Here is an 18,967-nt window from a genome sequence, read left to right on the forward strand (position 1 = left end):
CTAAGAAGTCAGCGTTGAGGGTTTTAGAATGTTACCTGAATTCCGCCAAGGAATGATCTCGATTGCGGGTACACGAAGTTGTCGACGCCAATAACCGTGTTGGAACCGGCATAGGTGTTTACCTCAGGATCATACCCGCTGTAATCGGTGATCGTGAACAGGTTATTCGCACTCACATACAGTCTTATCCCCTGTACCCGTTTGATTTTGGGCAAGGTATAGCCGAGTGTCAGGTTTTTGCAGCGCATGTAAGAACCGTCTTCCACCACATAGTTTGAGATTGGTAACCTTCCGCCCTGCGCGCCGCTTACATACTGGTTGCTCGGGTTGGTAGGAGACCAGCGGTTTACCACACCTTTCAGCAAATTGCGCTGACCAAGCGGATTTTCGAAGGATAACCTGCTTGCATTGTAAATGTCATTGCCCTGCGATCCGGAGATAAAGATGCCCAGGTCAAAGCCTTTGAAAGCCAGATTGGTAGAAAAACCGTAGATGAATTTTGGATTTGGATTACCTACGATCATCTGGTCAGCTGCCGAGATCAGGCCGTCGCCGGTTACGTCCTTGATTTTATGTCCACCCAAACGGCCGTCATAACCCGGAAGAATAGCATCGCCAGTCTGGTTAACACCGTCGAAAACGTAAGTTTTAAACATTCCCAGCGGCTGGCCTACTTTCAACACCGTGTAGGTCGTCACGAAGCGCTCATTGGTTACGCCTCCATCCAAGTCCAGTACCTTATTCCGGTTAATGGTTGCATTGGCAGATACATCCCATTTGAGGGCACCGTTCAGGATACGGGCATTCACCGCAAGTTCGAGACCTTTATTTTCCAATGAGGCATAATTACCTGTGATTGAGCCATAACCAGCACTCAATGGAAGTGTTTTGACATATAACAGATCATCAGTTTTTTTACGATAAACATCTGCGATGATGCTTACCCGGTTATTCAGCAAGCTGATATCCAGTCCAATATTGCTTTGTACCGAGCGCTCCCAGCGAAGATCAGGGTTGGCGATACCGGTCGGATTAATACCCGTCGTGTAAGTGTGGTTGAGCATGTAGTCGCTGCCGGTAGCTGCTGCGGTGGAAAGTGACTGGTAGGGGTTGATCCCTCCCGCATTACCCGTAATCCCAAAGCTACCCCGCAATTTCAGGTCGGACAGCCAGGATAGGTCTTTCATAAACGGCTCCTCTACCAAGCGATAGGCTGCGGAAACGGCAGGGAAGATACCGTATTTGTGATTCGCACCGAACTTGCTGGAACCATCGGCTCGGGCTGTCAGATCCAGGAAGAATTTGTCTTTGAAACCATAATTGACACGCGCCATGTAAGAATCCAGACGCTGGCTGCTTCTGCCGCTGCTCACGGTACGGGTTAATGCCAGCTGCATTGCCTCGTTTTGCGTAGCATCATTCGGGAAGCCGGATGCATTCATTGCGTTAGAATTGGCCTGCTCCAACTGCGTACCAAATACCGCTGTGGCTTTGAATGTGTGGTTTTTACCAAGACTGGTACTGTAAGTCAGGATACTTTCGTGTAGCAGGGCCAGGTAGTTAGCATTGGCTTTGGAAGCCGAGCCTGAGTTATCATTCAGGTCGCTTTTATTGATAATTGACCTCGGTGAGTAGCCATCGTATAATTCGCCCCGCTGATCGATGTTAAAGGAAGCGCGGTACGTAAGGCCTTGTGTCAGATTGACTTCACCGTAAAGGTTGGCCAGCGTTCTCTTAATGTCCCTTTTATTCAAAGCAGCCGCAAAATTGAGCGGGTTTACCACTTCCCGGTACTGACCTCCGGCCTGTTCGCCAAATGGAAAGATAGAGCCGTCTTCGCGATATGGTTTCAATGTCGGAGGTGCACCGATCGCTGCACCGAGTACCGACGAAAGAACTGCTCCACCGTCACCAATGTTCTCTCCACCGGTCTGAATGCCATCATTGACCGAATAACTTCCCAAAATACTGGTACCTATTTTTATGGATTTACTAAGACGGTGATCCAGGTTGAGGCGGTAAGAGTAGCGTTTGAAACCCGAACCGATGAATGTTCCCTCCTGGTCAAAATAGTTGAGAGACATGGCTAGCTGCGTCTTTTCGTTTCCACCATTAATGGAAAGCTGGTGATTTTGGATCGGTGCTTTGCGGAAAATATAGCTCTGCCAGTTTACACCCTCGCCAAGTGACGCAGGGTCGGGGTAGTAGGTGTTTTTGAAAACCTCATTTTCCAGTTGTGCAAACTCGGATGCATTCAGTACATCCAATGTTTTATTAACTTTTTGAGTGCCATAGTAGCTATCGAATGTGACGCGCGTCACACCGTTTTTACCTCTTTTGGTCGTGATCAGTACTACACCATTGGCGGCTCTTGCTCCGTAGATTGCAGAAGCAGAAGCGTCTTTGAGGACTTCAACGGATTCAATGTCATTAGGGTTAATGGTCGAAAGTGGGCTCACATCGGTGATGCCGCCGCCATTGGAAATCTGAATTCCGTCGATCACATATAAAGGTTCGGAAGATCCGTTGATCGAGTTTGTTCCCCTGATCCGGACGCTGATGTTTCCACCCGGTGCGCCCGAGTTTTGGTTGATCTGCACCCCTGCGACACGTGCCTGTAAGCCTTGCGCGATATTTGCAACCGGGGTTTGAACAAGGTCTGATGCTTTTACGGACGCGATGGAACCCGTGGTTTCCACCTTGCGCTGCGTTCCGTAACCTACTACCACCACCTCTTCAAGTGCTTTGGTGTCGGTTTTGAGGGATATATTTACAGCTGTGCGGTTGCTGATCGCTACTTCTTCTTTCAAATAGCCAACAAAAGAAAATACCAATGTGCCGCTTCCTGGTGCTTCCAGCGAGTAGGTGCCTTCTGCGGTCGTAAGCGTTCCTACCTGTGTTCCTTTTACAGTGACACTTGCTCCCGGGATTCCTTCGCCTTTTTCATCGATGACCTTTCCGGTCACGGTTTGACCCTGGGCAAAAACATACGACGTTGTTCCGAGGCACATTCCCAGAAGCAAGAATAAATAATGTATTTTTTTCTTCATATAGATAAAAAATTAGGGTTTGATCAACTATCGGGTTAAATGGAATAATACAATTTTTAGAGCATTTGATAACTGATAAATTTTTTCAGCAGTGCAATTCCAATGTGGTTTCTGCGCTTCAAAATGACACATTTACTTGAAGATAATGGCTCGATGAGCCGGAATCAAGACTATTTAAAGCCTAATAATTCAAGAATTATAACAAAAAATATCGGTAACGTTTGCGGAGACGTTACCGATATATGGTTTTATGTATTTTTAATATGAGAATTTTATATTTTTGTAAACTGATTGCTGACTATGCCTAAAAGGGAGTTTTGTTGTCTGTTTATATAAATAATACAATTGAAATGATCAAGTGTGTGAAATGTGGAGAAGTGGATGGGATAATGAAGGCAGGTTACGTAAGAGGAAAGCAACGGTACCTCTGCAAACCTTGCAATTACTATTTTACCTGTTCCGAAAAAGATGACTCATCCCAATCATTGGTTCGGAAAAAGCGGCACCAAACCACCATCATCGACATTGCCAAATCACTTGGGGTTTCCAATTCCACGGTTTCGCGCGCATTGCACGGCCACGCGGACATCAGCCCGGACACGCGCCAGGCGGTACTGGATAAAGCAACGCAACTAGACTACCAGCCCAACCAGCTTGCCTACAATCTGGTAAAAAGCAAAACGAACACAATTGGAATGATCGTTCCGGAATTTCATAACCCGTTTTTCCCCAATGTCATTATCGGTGCCCACGACATTCTGACCAAGGCGGGCTATAACCTTACGATCATGCAGAGTAATGAATCGTACCAGGTGGAGATCTCGAATACGAAAGCAATGCTCGCGAACCGGATCGACGGCCTGCTGATCTCGCTGACGCAGGAAACCAATAATTTTGACCACCTCAGTGTTTTTGAAAAAAGGGGAATACCCCTGATCATGTTTAATCGGGTATGCGAAGAAATTGATGTCCCGAAGGTAGTAGTGAACGACTTTGAAGCGTCGTTTTTGGCTGTGGAGCATTTGATATTGAACGGATACGAACGAATCGCCCACCTTGGGGGACCGCTTACACTGCAGGTGAGCCAGGAACGACTGAGGGGATACAGGGCAGCCATGGAGAAGCATGGGAAAAGCATTGACGACCACATGATCATTCAGGGAATGCTGACGCAGCAAAAGGCGAGAATCTACGGTCAATACCTGTTGGATCTCGCCGATCGCCCGGACGCGGTTTTTGCTGTCAATGATTCCTCTGCCATTGAAATTATGCTCATTGCAAAGGAAAAGGGTATCAGTATTCCTGACGAACTGGGGGTAGTGGGATTCAGCGACAATCCCGAGTCCGCCTACATTGGTCCCGGGCTCACCACAGTCCGGCAGCCCACCCTGGAAATCGGTCGGACCACAGCAGAATGGATCCTGCAACTCGTTGATTCGGAGGATCTGAACCTGCACGAAAGGAAAATTTTGAATACGGAACTGATCGTGCGCGGGTCGTCGCGGCGGAGTGGTGCTTTTTGAAATTTTTCTTATCATTTGAAATACAGTACTCAATTCATGACACATACTAACATATAAAATATTCATTATGCTACGATTAGCTTTGGCGACAGAGAGAGAAAAGCGGATCATTCTTAACTTTTTGAGCCGGAAAACTCAGAAAGGGAAATCTGTCGAGATGAATACTACGGATTATTTGATGAGTAATTCCGTCAACCGGGAAAGGCTTCTGCAAGCCATGGACGACATTGAAAACGGAAGAAATCTTGTTTATCATGATTTGATTGAGCTTTGATGCTCGTTTGGCAAGCCAATGCTTGGAAGGAGTATTTGGAGTGGCAGGGTATCGACAGAAGTGTCGTAAAGAAAATCAATGAGCTAATTAAAGAATGTCTTCGGACCCCTTTGAAGGAAAGGGAAAGCCCGAGTTACTGCGCTCAAACTATGCTGGGTATTGGTCGCGACGAATAACTGATGAGCATCGTCTTGTTTACAAAGTTGAAAACGACGCGATAATTATCGCTCAATGCCGAAATCATTATTGAGCAGCCCTATTGACAGGGAGCGCCTTCTCCAAGCCATGGACGACTTCGAAAATAACAGAAGCGTCTTTATTCAGCGAGATCTTATTGAGCATTGACGCGTTCGTGGTACCCTGATGCCTGGGAACAATATGTTGAATGGCAAATGGTAGACAAAACATCGTTAAACGAATTATCGAGCTGGTCAAGGAATGCCTGAAAACTCCCTTCGAAGGAAAAGGAAAGCCGGAAATGTTGCGCGCTAATTTGTCTGGATGCTGGTCCAGAAGAATTACAGATGAGCACAGATTGGTTTATCGTGTTGAGGGAAATATATTGTTTATTATGCGGTGTAAGAATCATTACTATAAATGATTTTATGCCACGAATACACCGCAGCGGCGGCCGCGAATGCACACTAATGCATTCGTGCCTATTAGTGCATTCGTGGCATAAAAAAGTGCGAATCCAGAGAAATCGCACTTTATTAACTACGGAATATAATTAAATAGGAGCTTAGGATTGAATGCTACTGATTTTGCTTCAATACATTTGATCCCATAATGTCAATTTGCGCCTGCGGAATCGGGAAATACTCGCTTTTACCTTTCACGAAGCTAGCCCCGGTCAGATAGGTTCTCTTTTTGCTTTCTTTGGTCAAATAGGCATTCAAAACAACGTCAGCAACGCCCCAGCGAACAAGGTCAAAATGACGGTGACCTTCCATGGCGAGTTCCACGCGACGTTCGAAACGAACCGCTTTTCTTGCATATTCCTGTGTTGCAAAAGCAGTATAAGGTTTCACTAGATAGTTGGCAGCAGGCTTGCCATCCGCACCCATTACCACCACATTAGCAGCACGATTCCGGATCTGATTGACAATGCTGAGCGCGGTAGCCAAGTCACTTTCTTCTACGGCAACTTCTGCACGCATGAGAAGAATATCGGCAAGACGGATCGCGCGGTAGTTGTTGGCATTGGCACGAGGCGATTCAGCACCTGCGTTTTCACCACTGTAAGCAAAAAACTTCTTGAACGTATAAGGCCCACCGAAGCTCTGGTCTCTGATCCAGTTCTTACCTGGATGTGTGCCCCAGTTCAGGAATGGCAAACCTCTGCGGCCAACTGTCCAGTCCAATCTTGGATCCAATGTTCCTTCATAAGGAGCAAATGCATCTGTTGAGGCAAGACCTTCGTCATTTTTTACATCTACATCATTGAATGTATCCAGTAACGGCAAACCTGCGGCATCCGTTTTAAATGCATTGACCAGGTTTTGAGTAGGCTGGTAAAATCCGCAGCAGCCACCGGGAGCCGAGCCGTAAGGAAAGTTGTAATTATCACCCCAGCTTCCGTTTTGGCCACTACCACCATCACCTACCGACATTTGTACTTCAAAGATCGATTCGCTGTTGTTCTCAGTCAAGATCCTGAAATTGTCGTGAAAGCTGGCTACCAATGCAAAAGGGCCATTTTTAATAATGTCATCCAAAAGTGGTTTCGCCGCAGTGTAATCAGCCTGATACATATGTACTTTGGCCAAAGCTGCCTTGGCCGTCCATTTGCTCGCGCGGCCTACCTGCGCTTTGGTGGCCGCCAGGTTGTCGATTGCAAACTGAAAATCTGCCTCGATGTTTGGCCAGATGTCCTTATCGTTTGGCAAGTTGATGTAATCCGTTACGGTTTCATCCACGTAAGGGACCATATTCCAAAGCTTTTTGGCTTCAAAATGGTACCACGCTCTCAAAAAGCGGGCTTCGCCCAATGCCTGCGCTTTCTCGGCTTCGGTCATGTCGGTAGCAAGCCCGATCAGTTTAATGGTGTTGTTGGACCGGGAAACACCGTCGTACACCGCCACCCATTTGTCGTTATAAGCACCAATATCAGCCTGCGGAATGTAGCGTTCAATGGTCGTGATCTGCGCCTGATCACCTACGTCGCTGCCTTTGTAGGCATCGTCCGAAGCGATGGAACCGTAGATCCAGTTGCTGACAGACGATGTATTGACGGGGCCGGAACCAACGCCATCCAGCAAACTGTATGCGCCGATCAAAACTGCATTGACGCCATTTTTATTCGAAAGTGATTGCTCATTTCCCACGCCGAGCGGTGTGGTTTCCAGGAAGCTGTCGCCGCATGACGTCATCATCCCCGCGCAAACCAATGCTGTTAATACCAATACTCTCTTTTTCATATCTATAAACTTATAATTCTCAGATAAGTGATTTTTTGATTATACCCGTTTTTAGAATCCGAAATTGATACCGATCTGGTACATTTTGGAATTAGGATAATTTCCCTGGTCTACCCCAAGTACCGTGCTTCCCGGAGTGGAGCCAACCGACGTAACCTCAGGATCGATGCCGCTGTACTTGGTGATCGTGAAAAGGTTTTGCGCCTGTAGGTAAACTCGTGCGCTTTCGAAACCGATTTTTGACAGCATTGAGGTAGGCAATGTGTAGCCCAGCGTCAGGTTCTTCATTCTGAAATACGAACCGTCTTCAATGAAGTAGCTCGATGGCTGCTGGCTGCGGCTATCGTTAGCATCCAGGATTGGCAATGCTGCATCGGGATTTTGAGGAGTCCAGGAATCGTTCAGCATGCGAAGACTTCTGTTACCAGCCTGGTTGTTGAAATCAACCCAGCGTTTTACCATATTAATGATCTGGTTACCCTTCACACCCTGAAAGAATGCCGAGAGGTCGAAGTTTTTGTAACCCACATTCAGGTTGATACCATAGGTAAAATCAGGGTGTGGGTTGCCCAGGAACTTGCGGTCGTTGTCGGTAATGGTACCATCGCCGTCGGTATCGTGGTATTTGTATTTACCAATTGCAGCGTAACCAGGATATTTTGGACCACTATCCACATCGCCCTGATTCTGGTAAATGCCATCGATCTGCAAGCCGTAGAATGAGTATAAAGGCATTCCGGCAACCGAACGTGTCCAGGTATAGCTGCGGATCGCAGGCCCAAGTAGTACAGCGGAAGTGCTGCTGTTCAGCTTTTTAACCTCGTTTTTGTAAGTCGAGAAATTAACGCCTACCGAATAGGTAAGGTCACCATTCAATGCTTTGTTGTTAAAGTCAATCCCAAGGTCAATTCCCTTGTTGTTCATTTCTCCGACATTGACAAAAGGAATGGTAGCAACACCCTGAGTAGCAGGCAAGCTCACCTGATAAAGCATATCGGAGGTCGTTCTGTTATACAAATCCAGGTTCAGACCGAACACTCCTTTCAGGAAGGTTGCGTCCAAGCCAATGTTGGTCTGCGTGGTAGTCTCCCATTTAGCATCAGGATTTCCGAATGCATCCGTGTCGAATCCAGACTGCACGGCGTTGTTAGAGCCATCGATAGCATAAGAAGAAAGGCTCAGGCTTGAACGGTAGGTGCTGAATCCATTGTAATTTCCAATTTCCTGGTTACCGGTCTGGCCCCAGCCAGCTCTTATTTTCAAGTCATCAATCCATGAAACCGGTTTCAGGAATGCTTCTTCCGAAAGTCTCCATCCCGCACTGAATGCAGGGAACGTACCGTACCGGTTGTTTTGCCCAAATCTGGAAGAACCATCGCGACGTACCGTAGCTTCCAGCAGGTAGCGGTCCATTAATGAGTAATTGATTTTTCCAAAAATGGAGAAAAGCGCCCATTCGTAGCCAGCACCTGTATTGTTGATTCCCGCCGTACCTGAGTTAAGGAACATGTACTGAGGATCTTCCGAGAAGAATGTAGTACGCGTGGCTGAAAAGTCTCGACCTGTTCCTTTGATCGCTTCCGTTCCTAAAAGCACGCCCAGCTTGTGAATGTTGCCCAGTGTTTTGTTGTAATTCAATGTATTCGACCACGTCCAGTTGATGTCGTAAGCATTAGCATTGGTCAGCGCATTGGCCGCTTCAATTTCTGCTTCTTCCAGATCCAGCAGGGTATAACCTACGCGGTTGGCGGCGGTAATGTCAATACCAATGCTTGATTTTGCAGTCAGATCTTTCAGGATATCCACTTCCAGATATGCATTACCGAATGCGCGGAAGTTGTTAGTCTGGTTTTTTCTGGTTCTCCAAAGCTGCGCCACAGGGTTGGTGGCAGGTCCAAGTCCCGCCGCTCTGGTAGCAGCGAAATTGCCCATAATATCGTACACAGGAATGATAGAAGGAATACGATAGCCATTTCCGATCGGGTTTCCATCCTGGTTATTGGCTGAGCTGGAAGTGCCGTTATTGTTATAGTAGCCCTTATTTTCAGTATAACTTACTTCCAAATTCTCGCCGATCCTGATGCGTTTCTTGAACGAGAATTCAGTATTGGAACGCAATGAATAGCGGTTAAAAGAAGTGTGAATTAGTACACCGTCCTGCTTGAAGTAGTTAAATGCGATTGCATACCTCCCACTTTCTGTTCCACCTTGTGCACCCACATTATACTCCTGGATCGCAGCCGGGCGCAGGATTTCCTTGTGCCAATCGGTACCTTCTTTATTTGCTTTGACGATCTGGTAAAAACCGGCCCGGTTGTAATTGTACAGCGAAGGGTTCACTTTCGGATCTCCTTCTGACAATCCGTAGCTGGATCCGGCCAGAATGTAATCAGGTACCACTGCATTGGCGCCATTGCCATACTGCTGATGCGACGGGTTACCATTGGTGAGTACGCCTGCATTTTTCCGCTGTGTCCAAAGCAGATCACCGAATTGCTGCGGATCTTTGATCAGGTCGAGGTCAACTTTGCCAGTTTGCAGGCCCGCTCGTGAATTAAATGTGAATTTCGGAGCACCTGCTTTTCCTTTCTTGGTAGTGATAATGATCACACCATTCGCCGCTCTCGAACCGTAAATAGAAGCCGAGGAAGCATCTTTTAACACCTGCATCGACTCAATGTTGTTCGGGTTAATGCTGTTCAATCCACCTTTGGTCGGCACACCGTCGATCACATACAAAGGATCATTGTTATTGATCGTTCCAAAACCACGGATACGTACGGTAGCCTCACCGCCAGGCGAGTTATTGGAGGTAACAGTAACCCCGGCCACACGTCCCTGCAACTGCTGGGCAACGTTGGGCGCAGCCACTTTGGTCAGTTCGGTAGCGTCCACGGTACTTACCGCGCCGGTAATATCTCTCTTGGATTGAGACGAATAACCTGTCACCACTACCTCGCTCAATGCTTTCACATCGGATTGTAATGTAACATCCACCATTGATTTGTTGGTAATGTCAATTTCCTGAGTCAGAAAGCCGATAGACGACACCACCAACGTCGTACTGCCATCAGGGACCGTCAGTGAAAAAGCGCCATCCGCGTCCGTGGTAGTACCCACCGACGAGCTTCCTTTCAATACTATTGTTGCGCCCGGAACAGTACCGCCGGTAGCATCCACTACTTTTCCTTTTACAGGGATATCGATGGACTGAATGGTTTTAATCGCTGAACCATTGCTCTCAGGAGCCGGGGTTGATGATTTCACAGACGCCCTTTTCAAAAGGATCTGTTTGCCGGAGACCTCGTACGTGACCTGCAAAGGCGTAAGAAAATTATCCAGTATAGCTTCCAGCTTCTCTTCTTTCGCGCTGAAAGTTACTTTGCGTTGTGACCGGATCAGTTCAGGGCTGTACATGAAATTCACACCTGAAAGTTTACCGATCTGGTTTAAAGCTGCTTCGATTTTTTGTTCCTTAATGTTGATCGTAACCCTGCGGTTCAACACTTCTTGTCCGAAACCATCGAAGGCGAAGGACAGCTGTGTGAACCCGACGATCATCATCATTTGTATGAGGCTGATTCTCATAATTTTGAGCAGGTAATTCTGCCGGTAAAAGGTTTTTTTCATACTTTTGTTTGTTTTGTAGGTTATAAAAAATCAGCAAAATAATTCCCAGTATCCCGTCAGGACTTCCAGTCCGGGGATCATCTTAGCGCCAGCATAGAGTGGGGGTTTACATACAAGGTGAATGATGTTGACGCATCGTTCACCTTTTGTTGTTTTTAGTCAAATAGGGTTTGGTTTAGGTGAATAGTTATCTGCATGGATTTCCCTTGATCGTTATTTTGGTTGGTGTGATCTCGTACTCAGCTTCAAGAATGGTACAGATCCATTTCAACTTGTTTTCAAGTGGCTCATCACCCAAAGTAGCGGTAATGCTGCACTGGGACATGATTTCTTTATTGAATTCAATATCAACACCGTATGCTTTGCTCAATCCTTCGAAAACGGTCTCCGCAGGCGTTTCAGAATAAGTGAATTCCTGATTTTCAATCGGAATATTGAGTAGTATGGCTGTGCTCAACGTAGTGCGGAACAGACGATCGTGGTTTCTTTCGAATGTAGCCTGCTGATTAGGAGTCAGAATGAGTGCCGTCAGTTCTTTATCGTCCGTATACTGTTTTGCTTTGGCATCTTTTTGGGTAAATACCGAAACTTTACCGGTCTTCACCGCTACGATCACCTGCTCGTCGTCGGCCCCGGCTTTCACACTGAAACTGGTGCCGTGTACTTTGGCCACGAGTTCATTGGCATATACAAAAAACGGTTGCTCCGGATTTTTGGTAACTTCAAAAAAGGCTTCGCCAGACAGAAAAACTGCTCTTTTGGAGGCTGCAAACTGTTTGGGGAACTTCACACTACTATTCTTGTGCAGTACTACGGAGCTGCCGTCGGGTAATTGCACATATTTGAGCGCCTGGTCGTGATTGACAACCTCAGTGATGGTTTCGGGTTTTTCCTGGGACACTGCCACTGACGGTGCGAGCTTTTGCTTATTGTTTTTATAAATGCGGAAAAGCGCAAAACCCAATCCGAGTATGATGAACAACGATGCTGCTACATTCCAGCCGGAAGCAAACAATGGACGGATCGAAGTGAGCTGCCTGGTCTTTTTAAGCAGCTCTTTTTGTTGGGCAATGCGAAGCGCCTGACCGATCTTATTCTCAATATGTTCGTCGGTCAGGTCCTGATTTTCGGACTCGACGGCGATCACCAGTTCGCGGCCTTTTTCAACGAGTTTTGTCCGCTCCTCATTCAGGCCCGCCCATTCTTTCCAAATGATATCATCTTCCGGTTTTTCACCTCTGGCCCACTGAATAAATCCGGGGTTTGCTAAGAGTTGTTGAAGTGATGTGGTGAACGAGTGATTCATAGCGGATAGAGTGCTGTTTTTTAACATTATCCGTTTATATCGGTCGAATACTCGCTTGGGGCAGAATATTTTTTAATTTATTGAAATGTTAATATAAAATTTGGTAAAATGAATAAAAGAAAAGAGAATATGAGGAGGCGGAGGTCCAGATTTCACGCAGGTTATGGAGTGCCCGCTGGATAAGATTACTGACAGACTGCGGATTGATGGAGAGAAGACCGGCAATTTCTTCCGGTTTGAGATTTTGAAAAAAACGAAGGTAAATCACTTCCTGCTGGCGCGACGGAAGCTGGTTCATCACATTCCTGACCTGCTTTTTTAGTGCCAGGTCATTTTCACCCTGGATCATGGAATCCTCGCGTGAAAATTCAGCATTCAGGTCATCGAAATGGTTGGTCAGCTCCACTTCTTCGGCCAGCGGCTTAATGGTTTTCAGGATCCTGTTCCTGAATGATTTGAGAAGATAGAACCTGACCGATGGTGTCTCATTGAGGGATTCCCGGTGTAGCCAGAGATGTACCAGCAGATCCTGCAGAGCGTCTTCGACTACCTGCATATTGGGTGTAAATCGTCTCCCGTACTGCGCCAGCGGGCGATAGTAGCGCCTAGCCAGCTCCGTGTACGCATCCTCATCACCATTCCGGAAACAGTTCCAAAGTACAGCATCATCAGTATGTTTTGTGAACTGAGCCAAGAGCAGTGAAACGGGGAAAATGACCGTTATGATCAAAAATAGGTAATGACTCCCATTAATAAAATACTGTTTGGTAGATTATTGGAATAACAAAATTTTATTGTTTTATTTTACCAAAGACAGTTTACGCGCGTGAAAAGTATTGGTCGGACAAAGAAAAAGTCCCGCCGGGAATTTTTCTTTTCCAGCAGGACTTTCATGATAAAATACTGACATTTAATCTACTATTCGGAGTCTTTATAAAGGCCGAATTCGCTGATCGCCACGCTTACAGGTGACTTTGTAATCCGTAATCTCACTTTGGCCGAGGTGATCGGAGCTTCCAGTTTGACGAGTCTCTTGGCGCCAATGCTGGTACCTTTATGGATTTCCTTCCATTCAGTTCCCTGCCATGCGTCTACCGCAAATTCTTCGATCCGCTGGCCTAGTTTAATGAATTCCTGAATACTGATAATATCGAATGTGATTGGCTGGCTAAAGTCAATAGTTACTTCGGGTGTTTTGAAATCTTCATCTGTCGCCCAGTAAGTTTCCGGCCGTCCGTCGAGGATGTTTTTGGCGCTGTAAACTGAATTGTAACCACGCACATTCACTGCTTTTGAACCTCCTTTTCCGGCAAGGTTGGTAGTGAATGTTTGCCTGACGTGCTCACCAAATGATTTCAGAGCGGCCACGTCGTCGTCGTGAAGCTGCCCACGGGTGTCGGGGGCGAGGCCCAGGTCTAGTGCCGCGCCGCGACCAACACTTTTCATATACAGGTCAAAGAGCTTTTCAGGCGTTTTTGGTTTTTCATTAGCGTGGTAAAACCAGCCTTTCCGCAATGGTACGTCACATTCGGCAGGAATCCAGAACTTTCCGTTTCGGGTACCGCCCGGGTTTTCAGTAGCATTGGCCTGGCCCGGAACTGCTACATTTTGGCCTTCCGAAGGTTTCGGAGTCAATGTGGCCCAGGAAGTCTCGTTCACGCTTCCGTCTTCATTGCCTGCCCATCGCACGTCCCAGCCGATATCGCTGAAAATGTTGGCTGTTGGCTGTAATTTGCGGGTCAGGTTAGTCCAGGTCGAGTCCCATTGATAGTAGGTCGTGTTGTCAATGGAGCGTTTTTCTTTGGCACCGCCGTAGTAGCCGTCGCCTCCGTTTGCGCCGTCGTGCCATGACATAAACAGTTCGCCATAATTGCTATACAATTCTTTCAATTGTTCGCGGTAAATGGCCAGGTATTCGGGCGTGCCGTACTTGGCATTATTACGGTCCCAGGGAGAGCAATATACACCGAATTTGAGTCCGTGTTTTCTAGCCGCGTCGGCTACTTCTTTTACCAAATCACCTTTTCCGTCGCGGAACGGGCTTTTTGAAATGTTATATTCGGTCGTTTTGGTAGGCCAGAGTGCAAATCCGTCGTGGTGTTTCGCGACCAATACGATGCCTCTCAGTCCGCCCGCTTTGGCAGCCAATATGATTTGCTCTGCATTAAAGTTGCTGGGATTGAATGTCTTCGGATCCGCATCGCCATATCCCCATTCTTTGTTTTCAAAAGTAGTAGGTGTGAAGTGAATAAGGCCATAAACCTCCGTTTCGTGCCATGCTACCTGCCTGGGTGCGGGGAATGCGCCGTAAGGTTTGGGAGGGGTTTGCGCGAAAGTATTCAATGCCATAAGGAGAAGAAGAGCGGCTACGGGTTTGATCATTTTGTATGTGACATTAAGTAGTAAGTCTTTGTATTATTGAAAAGTGAAGATCGGTTTTTTTGATTCAGTTCACTAATTTTTGTGAAGTATGTTGTCTTAAATTCCCAATCTGGAACAGACTGCATGGTTGGTTATTTTTCCATAACAAAAACCTTAATTTTAATTGGTAAATTTGAAATCATCTTCAACGTTCAGATAAATTTAGGTCATGTTCAACATCGTGGAAAACTATATGGAATTGAAAAAAAATATGGGAACCCTGATCAACAAGTCTGGCTATAAAAATGCTTTTCTAGCGGAACAGATAGGTATTCCGGCGCCGACATTCAGCGTCAAAAAGCAACGTGGAAGCTGGACTGAGGCGGAAATGAAAAAGATATTGGACATTATACAAAACGAAAAGCTGGAAGATTTCTTTTTCCTCGAACTCATGCGGGCTGAAAGTAATGAACCCCGATACCCTGTTTCTGATTTGAAGAAAGAAATGGGATGGTAGTTCAGTATGTTAAAAGGTTTAAAAAAGATTTGAAAAGTACACCTCTGGATATTCAAAGGCGAGTTTTTGATGTGATAGAAAAACTGGAAGCTGCCCAGAATCTGGAATCTGCCGGTCTTGATTACAAAAAAATGGAAGGTCAGAAAAGCGGCGAAAATTATTATCGGATACGCATTGGCGAGTGGCGAATTGGCATCGAGTGTATTCATCCAGACGTTACTTTGCTACGAATCCTTACCCGAGGTAAAATGTACCAATCCTTTCCTCCCAGGTCCTAGTTGATCACAAACAAATAAGCCGGCTGCTGGCCAACTTCCGCAATCGTTTTTGCCGGAACTTCAATGGCCCCTTCCTTCACTTTTAATGTCTTTTTGTTTCCTGCAAAGTGAATTTTGGCATTAGCGGCAAGGGGAAGACCTTCGGGTTTCAATGTAGCAGGTAGCTTTTCTCCCGTCTCCGCAAGGTAGAAAGCATAAGTGGTTGCTCCTTTTTTGGTATACGCCCATTTGCCTTTGCGGTAAGGTGCCAAAGGTTTGGTTTCATAAATGCCTTCACCATTCACATTCATCCATTTACCCATTTCTTCCAGGCGCTGGTATGCCTCTTCGTGCCATTCACCGTCTGGGCCGGGCGCTACATTCAAGAGCAGGTTACCACCTTTGGCAACAATGTCAATAAGGGTATGAACCAGTTTTTGGGTGGATTTGAAGTTTTCTTTGGGAATGTAAGACCAGGAATCCCCCATCGTCATGCACGACTCCCAGGGGATCGACATATAATGATCGGGAATGGATTGCTCGGGCGTCACGTAATTTTCAAATTCTCCGGTCACGGTACGGTCCACTACGAGCAGGCCCGGCTGATGTGATCTTGCCATTTTAGCGATGCGCGCCATGTCAATGTCCTGGTCATAAGGTATGCTTTTCTGCCAGCTGATATTGGGATCAATAGAGCTGAATGGGCGAACCCAGCCGCCGTCCAGCCAGAGAATGTCCACGGAACCGTAATCGGACATCAGTTCTTCGATCTGGTTGTAGGTAAAGTCCTTGAACTTATTCCACAGTTCAGGCCGCTTTTTCGGGTCATAGGACACATTGCGGTCTTTCGGTGGGAAGTATGGCCACCAGTAGGAGTCGGTATGCCAGTCGGGTTTAGAGAAATAGGTACCCGTCATGAATCCCTGGTTGCGGAAAGCCGCCAGCACTTCCTTGGTCACATTGCTTTTAGGATTCGATTTGAAAGGCGTATTTGTGATTTTGTAATCAGTGTATTTGGAATCGAACATCGAAAATCCGTCGTGGTGTTTCGTTGTGAAAACCACATATTTCATGCCTGCACCTTTGGCTGCCTGCGCCCATCTTTCCGGGTTGAATTTGACCGGATTAAATGTCTTGGCAATGTCTTCATAAGCTTTTTTGTACTCAAACCAATCATGCGAATGCGGTCCTCTTCGCTCACACCAGCCTTCATCTTCCGGGCACAGCGACCATGATTCTACAATTCCCCACTGGCTATACGTTCCCCAGTGCATAAGGAGACCGAATTTTACATCCTGCCATTTACTCAATTTCTGCTGTACGAGCGGGTCGGTAGGGGCGATGTATTTGGAATGGTCTTGTTCGGAATGCTGTTGTGCATCAGCAAAACCGGCCGATAGCAGACCGGCCAGAAGAAAAATGGTGGATTTTAAATTCATTTTTGATTAAATAAAACGAGATGACCGAGCCTTACGACTATTTCAGGCAAAATGACTTTTTGCATTGATTACGACTCCTTTACCGCCTTTTTCGGTAACGGTATAGTTGAAACCCGGCTGAACCGAATATGCACCCACCTGGCCCTGTTTGTTGACCGCGATAAAGCCAACCTGGAAGGTTTTGGCACGTTCGGGATTAGGTTTTACAATGCGTTCTACTGCTTTTTTACAAGCCTCTTCCGGAGACAGCCCGGAGCGCATAAACTCAACTACCAGGTGCGTTCCGCAGACCCTGATCACTTCTTCACCCTGCCCTGACGAGGTGGCCGCGCCTATTTCATTATCCACAAAAAGCCCCGCGCCAATGATAGGGGAGTCGCCAACCCGGCCACGCATTTTGAAGCCCATACCGCTGGTCGTACACATTCCCGACAGATTTCCCTGCGCGTCCAGTGCCAGTGTACCCATCGTATCATGGTTAAAAGAGCCATCTTCCAGCCTTTCAGGTGCAAATGGGCCGTGTCCTTTCGGGTGGGACTGCTGATGTTCAATGTTGATAACCGGCTTATACTCCGCTTTTTTAAGCCATTCTTTATATGCTTTTTCAGCGTCGGGAGAAAGTTTGGCTGATTCAAGTTTGAAGCCATTGGCAAGAGCAAACTGTTGTGCACCCACGCCTGCCAGAAATACGTGAGGCGTGGTTTCCATGAGCTTTCTTGCAACCGAAATGGGATGTTTGATCCTTTCCAGAAATGCTACCGAACCACAATTCGCTTTATCATCCATAAGGCACGCGTCCAGGGTCACATAACCATCGCGGTCGGGATTGCCGCCCAGTCCTACGCAGCAATTGATGTCGTTTTCAATGGCGATAGCAGCTTGCTCCACTGCGTCTAAGGCAGTACCACCCTTTTCCAATAGCGGCCAGGCTGCGCCGTTCGCGATCTGGCCGCTGTCCCAGGTAGAGATGACAAGTGGCTTATTGACAGCGTTTTTGGCGAATAACGTATTCACCCTGGAAAAGGGCAGCGCAATTGCTGATAAGCGCAGAAAGGACCTACGGTTGGATTTCATGGATGAATAATTATAAAATTTTAAAAATATCTTTTCTTAAATTAAAAATTCTTCAAATATACATTTACTATGTAACGTGGCAAATGAAAATAGTAATATTTTGACGGATAGTAAAATAGGGAAACAGATTGTCTGTCTTTGGAGGATTGAGTATCAGAATGTTTTATTTAATACTTAAATTGACCACCCGACATGGTCATTGAATTATTTCTTAGCAATACTCATGATAGTTCCTTCCAAATTCAGTGTAGACGTGGCGATTTCGGCTTACGGAAAACCGTACCAGACCGCAGTTACCTTGTTTTCCCTGTTAAAGCATTCAGGACAATGGATTGATAAAATTTATTTTGTTGAAGAAAGAAAGCAGCCTGAACCGGTTGATTTTCAGTTTATTTACGATCATATCGGTAGCCAACTCATTCATTACAAACCTTTTTTCTGGTTTTGGTACAACAAAGTGCATTCGTCATTTCAAAAGTTCAGACCTTACCGGCAATCGATCAGGTACCAGTATGGCTGGGAAAAAACCGATAAAGATTATCTCCTGCTACTCCATAATGACGTTTATTTCACCGGTGATCTGGTGGGGGAATATCTGCGCAATATTGGCGAACATACCGGTATCGGGAAGATCGGGCAATGCTGGAATTGTCCTGCTTTTTCGGCTAACATGTGCGATGGTAAAAACTATACGACTTATCGTCCCGATTACCAGGAAATCATGAATTTGTCGAACCAATTTCCCGGCCCGCGAAGCCACAAGTATGCAGATGTAATGAAGGCGGACAAAATCTGGCCGCTGCCCGAATGCCGTCTGAATGAATATGTCGCCATGGTGAACATGAAATATGCGCGGCCAGCCACTGTACCATTCGGCAAAGCCACGCCGATTGGGGTTCATAACCGCATTGATACGGGCGTGGAGTGGTTTTATATGCTTAATAATGCGGGACATACCTTTACCCATTTCGATTATGAACCGTATGCCATTCATAGTTGGGTTAGTCTCAAAAACGCGGGACATGAAGCGCTATTTAATAAGGAGCTATACCAATATGAAGAGTCGGTAGCGTTACAGTGTTTGAAAGATGAGTTTGGTTATCAGGTATGAAGCAG

Annotated in this window: 13 protein-coding genes and 2 pseudogenes; 7 read left to right on the plus strand and 8 right to left on the minus strand. The window is 46.4% G+C overall.

Features of this window, described 5'->3' with window-relative positions; translation table 11 throughout:
• Positions 1 to 23: 23 nt before the first annotated feature.
• Positions 24 to 3,050 (minus strand): TonB-dependent receptor, encoded by a 3,027-nt coding sequence (locus tag ABIO93_RS17090; RefSeq protein ID WP_348069793.1) that lies wholly within the window; start codon positions 3,048 to 3,050, stop codon positions 24 to 26.
• Positions 3,051 to 3,400: 350 nt separating this feature from the next.
• Between ABIO93_RS17090 and ABIO93_RS17095 the strand changes: the two genes are divergently transcribed.
• From ABIO93_RS17095 to ABIO93_RS17110, 4 genes and pseudogenes are all read left to right on the plus strand, one after another.
• Positions 3,401 to 4,573 (plus strand): substrate-binding domain-containing protein, encoded by a 1,173-nt coding sequence (locus ABIO93_RS17095; protein ID WP_348069794.1) that lies wholly within the window; start codon positions 3,401 to 3,403, stop codon positions 4,571 to 4,573.
• Positions 4,574 to 4,640: 67 nt separating this feature from the next.
• Entirely contained in the window at positions 4,641 to 4,847 is a 207-nt protein-coding gene (locus ABIO93_RS17100) for a hypothetical protein (RefSeq protein WP_348069796.1), read from the plus strand.
• Positions 4,847 to 5,097 (plus strand): annotated as a pseudogene (locus ABIO93_RS17105) (Txe/YoeB family addiction module toxin). Before ABIO93_RS17100 ends, ABIO93_RS17105 begins: the two are co-directional and overlap by 1 nt.
• 142 nt (positions 5,098 to 5,239) lie before the next feature.
• Positions 5,240 to 5,448, plus strand: a pseudogene (locus tag ABIO93_RS17110) (Txe/YoeB family addiction module toxin).
• A 154-nt stretch (positions 5,449 to 5,602) separates the two neighbouring features.
• Here ABIO93_RS17110 and ABIO93_RS17115 read toward each other — a convergent pair.
• The 5 genes from ABIO93_RS17115 to ABIO93_RS17135 form a co-directional block, all read right to left on the minus strand.
• Positions 5,603 to 7,267, minus strand: coding sequence for a RagB/SusD family nutrient uptake outer membrane protein (locus tag ABIO93_RS17115; RefSeq protein WP_348069797.1), 1,665 nt, complete (start codon positions 7,265 to 7,267; stop codon positions 5,603 to 5,605).
• Between the two features lie 51 nt (positions 7,268 to 7,318).
• Positions 7,319 to 10,897 carry a TonB-dependent receptor gene (locus tag ABIO93_RS17120; RefSeq protein ID WP_348069799.1) on the minus strand — a complete coding sequence of 1,193 codons (3,579 nt, stop codon included), beginning with the start codon at positions 10,895 to 10,897 and terminating at the stop codon, positions 7,319 to 7,321.
• 187 nt (positions 10,898 to 11,084) lie between these two features.
• The gene (locus ABIO93_RS17125) at positions 11,085 to 12,203 is read right to left on the minus strand and encodes a FecR family protein (protein WP_348069801.1); all 1,119 of its coding nucleotides are present in this window, start codon (positions 12,201 to 12,203) and stop codon (positions 11,085 to 11,087) included.
• 88 nt (positions 12,204 to 12,291) lie between these two features.
• The gene (locus ABIO93_RS17130) at positions 12,292 to 12,897 is read right to left on the minus strand and encodes a sigma-70 family RNA polymerase sigma factor (protein ID WP_348069802.1); all 606 of its coding nucleotides are present in this window, start codon (positions 12,895 to 12,897) and stop codon (positions 12,292 to 12,294) included.
• Positions 12,898 to 13,121: 224 nt separating this feature from the next.
• The gene (locus ABIO93_RS17135; RefSeq protein ID WP_348069804.1) at positions 13,122 to 14,585 is read right to left on the minus strand and encodes an alpha-L-fucosidase; all 1,464 of its coding nucleotides are present in this window, start codon (positions 14,583 to 14,585) and stop codon (positions 13,122 to 13,124) included.
• Positions 14,586 to 14,793: 208 nt separating this feature from the next.
• Between ABIO93_RS17135 and ABIO93_RS17140 the strand changes: the two genes are divergently transcribed.
• Together ABIO93_RS17140 and ABIO93_RS17145 are read left to right on the plus strand one after the other, a co-directional pair.
• Entirely contained in the window at positions 14,794 to 15,081 is a 288-nt protein-coding gene (locus tag ABIO93_RS17140; protein ID WP_348069805.1) for a hypothetical protein, read from the plus strand.
• A complete protein-coding gene (locus ABIO93_RS17145; protein ID WP_348069807.1) occupies positions 15,075 to 15,359 on the plus strand; it encodes a type II toxin-antitoxin system RelE/ParE family toxin in 285 nt (94 codons plus the stop codon). The genes ABIO93_RS17140 and ABIO93_RS17145 overlap by 7 nt, the downstream gene beginning before the upstream one ends.
• Here ABIO93_RS17145 and ABIO93_RS17150 read toward each other — a convergent pair.
• Positions 15,356 to 16,777: an alpha-L-fucosidase gene (locus ABIO93_RS17150; protein ID WP_348069809.1), complete on the minus strand. Its 1,422-nt coding sequence runs from the start codon at positions 16,775 to 16,777 to the stop codon at positions 15,356 to 15,358. The genes ABIO93_RS17145 and ABIO93_RS17150 overlap by 4 nt on opposite strands.
• A gap of 42 nt (positions 16,778 to 16,819) precedes the next feature.
• Positions 16,820 to 17,851: a N(4)-(beta-N-acetylglucosaminyl)-L-asparaginase gene (locus ABIO93_RS17155; protein WP_348069810.1), complete on the minus strand. Its 1,032-nt coding sequence runs from the start codon at positions 17,849 to 17,851 to the stop codon at positions 16,820 to 16,822.
• Between the two features lie 223 nt (positions 17,852 to 18,074).
• On the opposite strand from ABIO93_RS17155, the gene ABIO93_RS17160 reads away from it, so the two are divergent.
• Positions 18,075 to 18,962 (plus strand): hypothetical protein, encoded by an 888-nt coding sequence (locus ABIO93_RS17160; RefSeq protein ID WP_348069812.1) that lies wholly within the window; start codon positions 18,075 to 18,077, stop codon positions 18,960 to 18,962.
• The last annotated feature ends 5 nt before the right edge of the window (positions 18,963 to 18,967 follow it).

The organism is Dyadobacter sp., from assembly GCF_039919315.1.
Lineage (GTDB): Bacteria > Bacteroidota > Bacteroidia > Cytophagales > Spirosomataceae > Dyadobacter.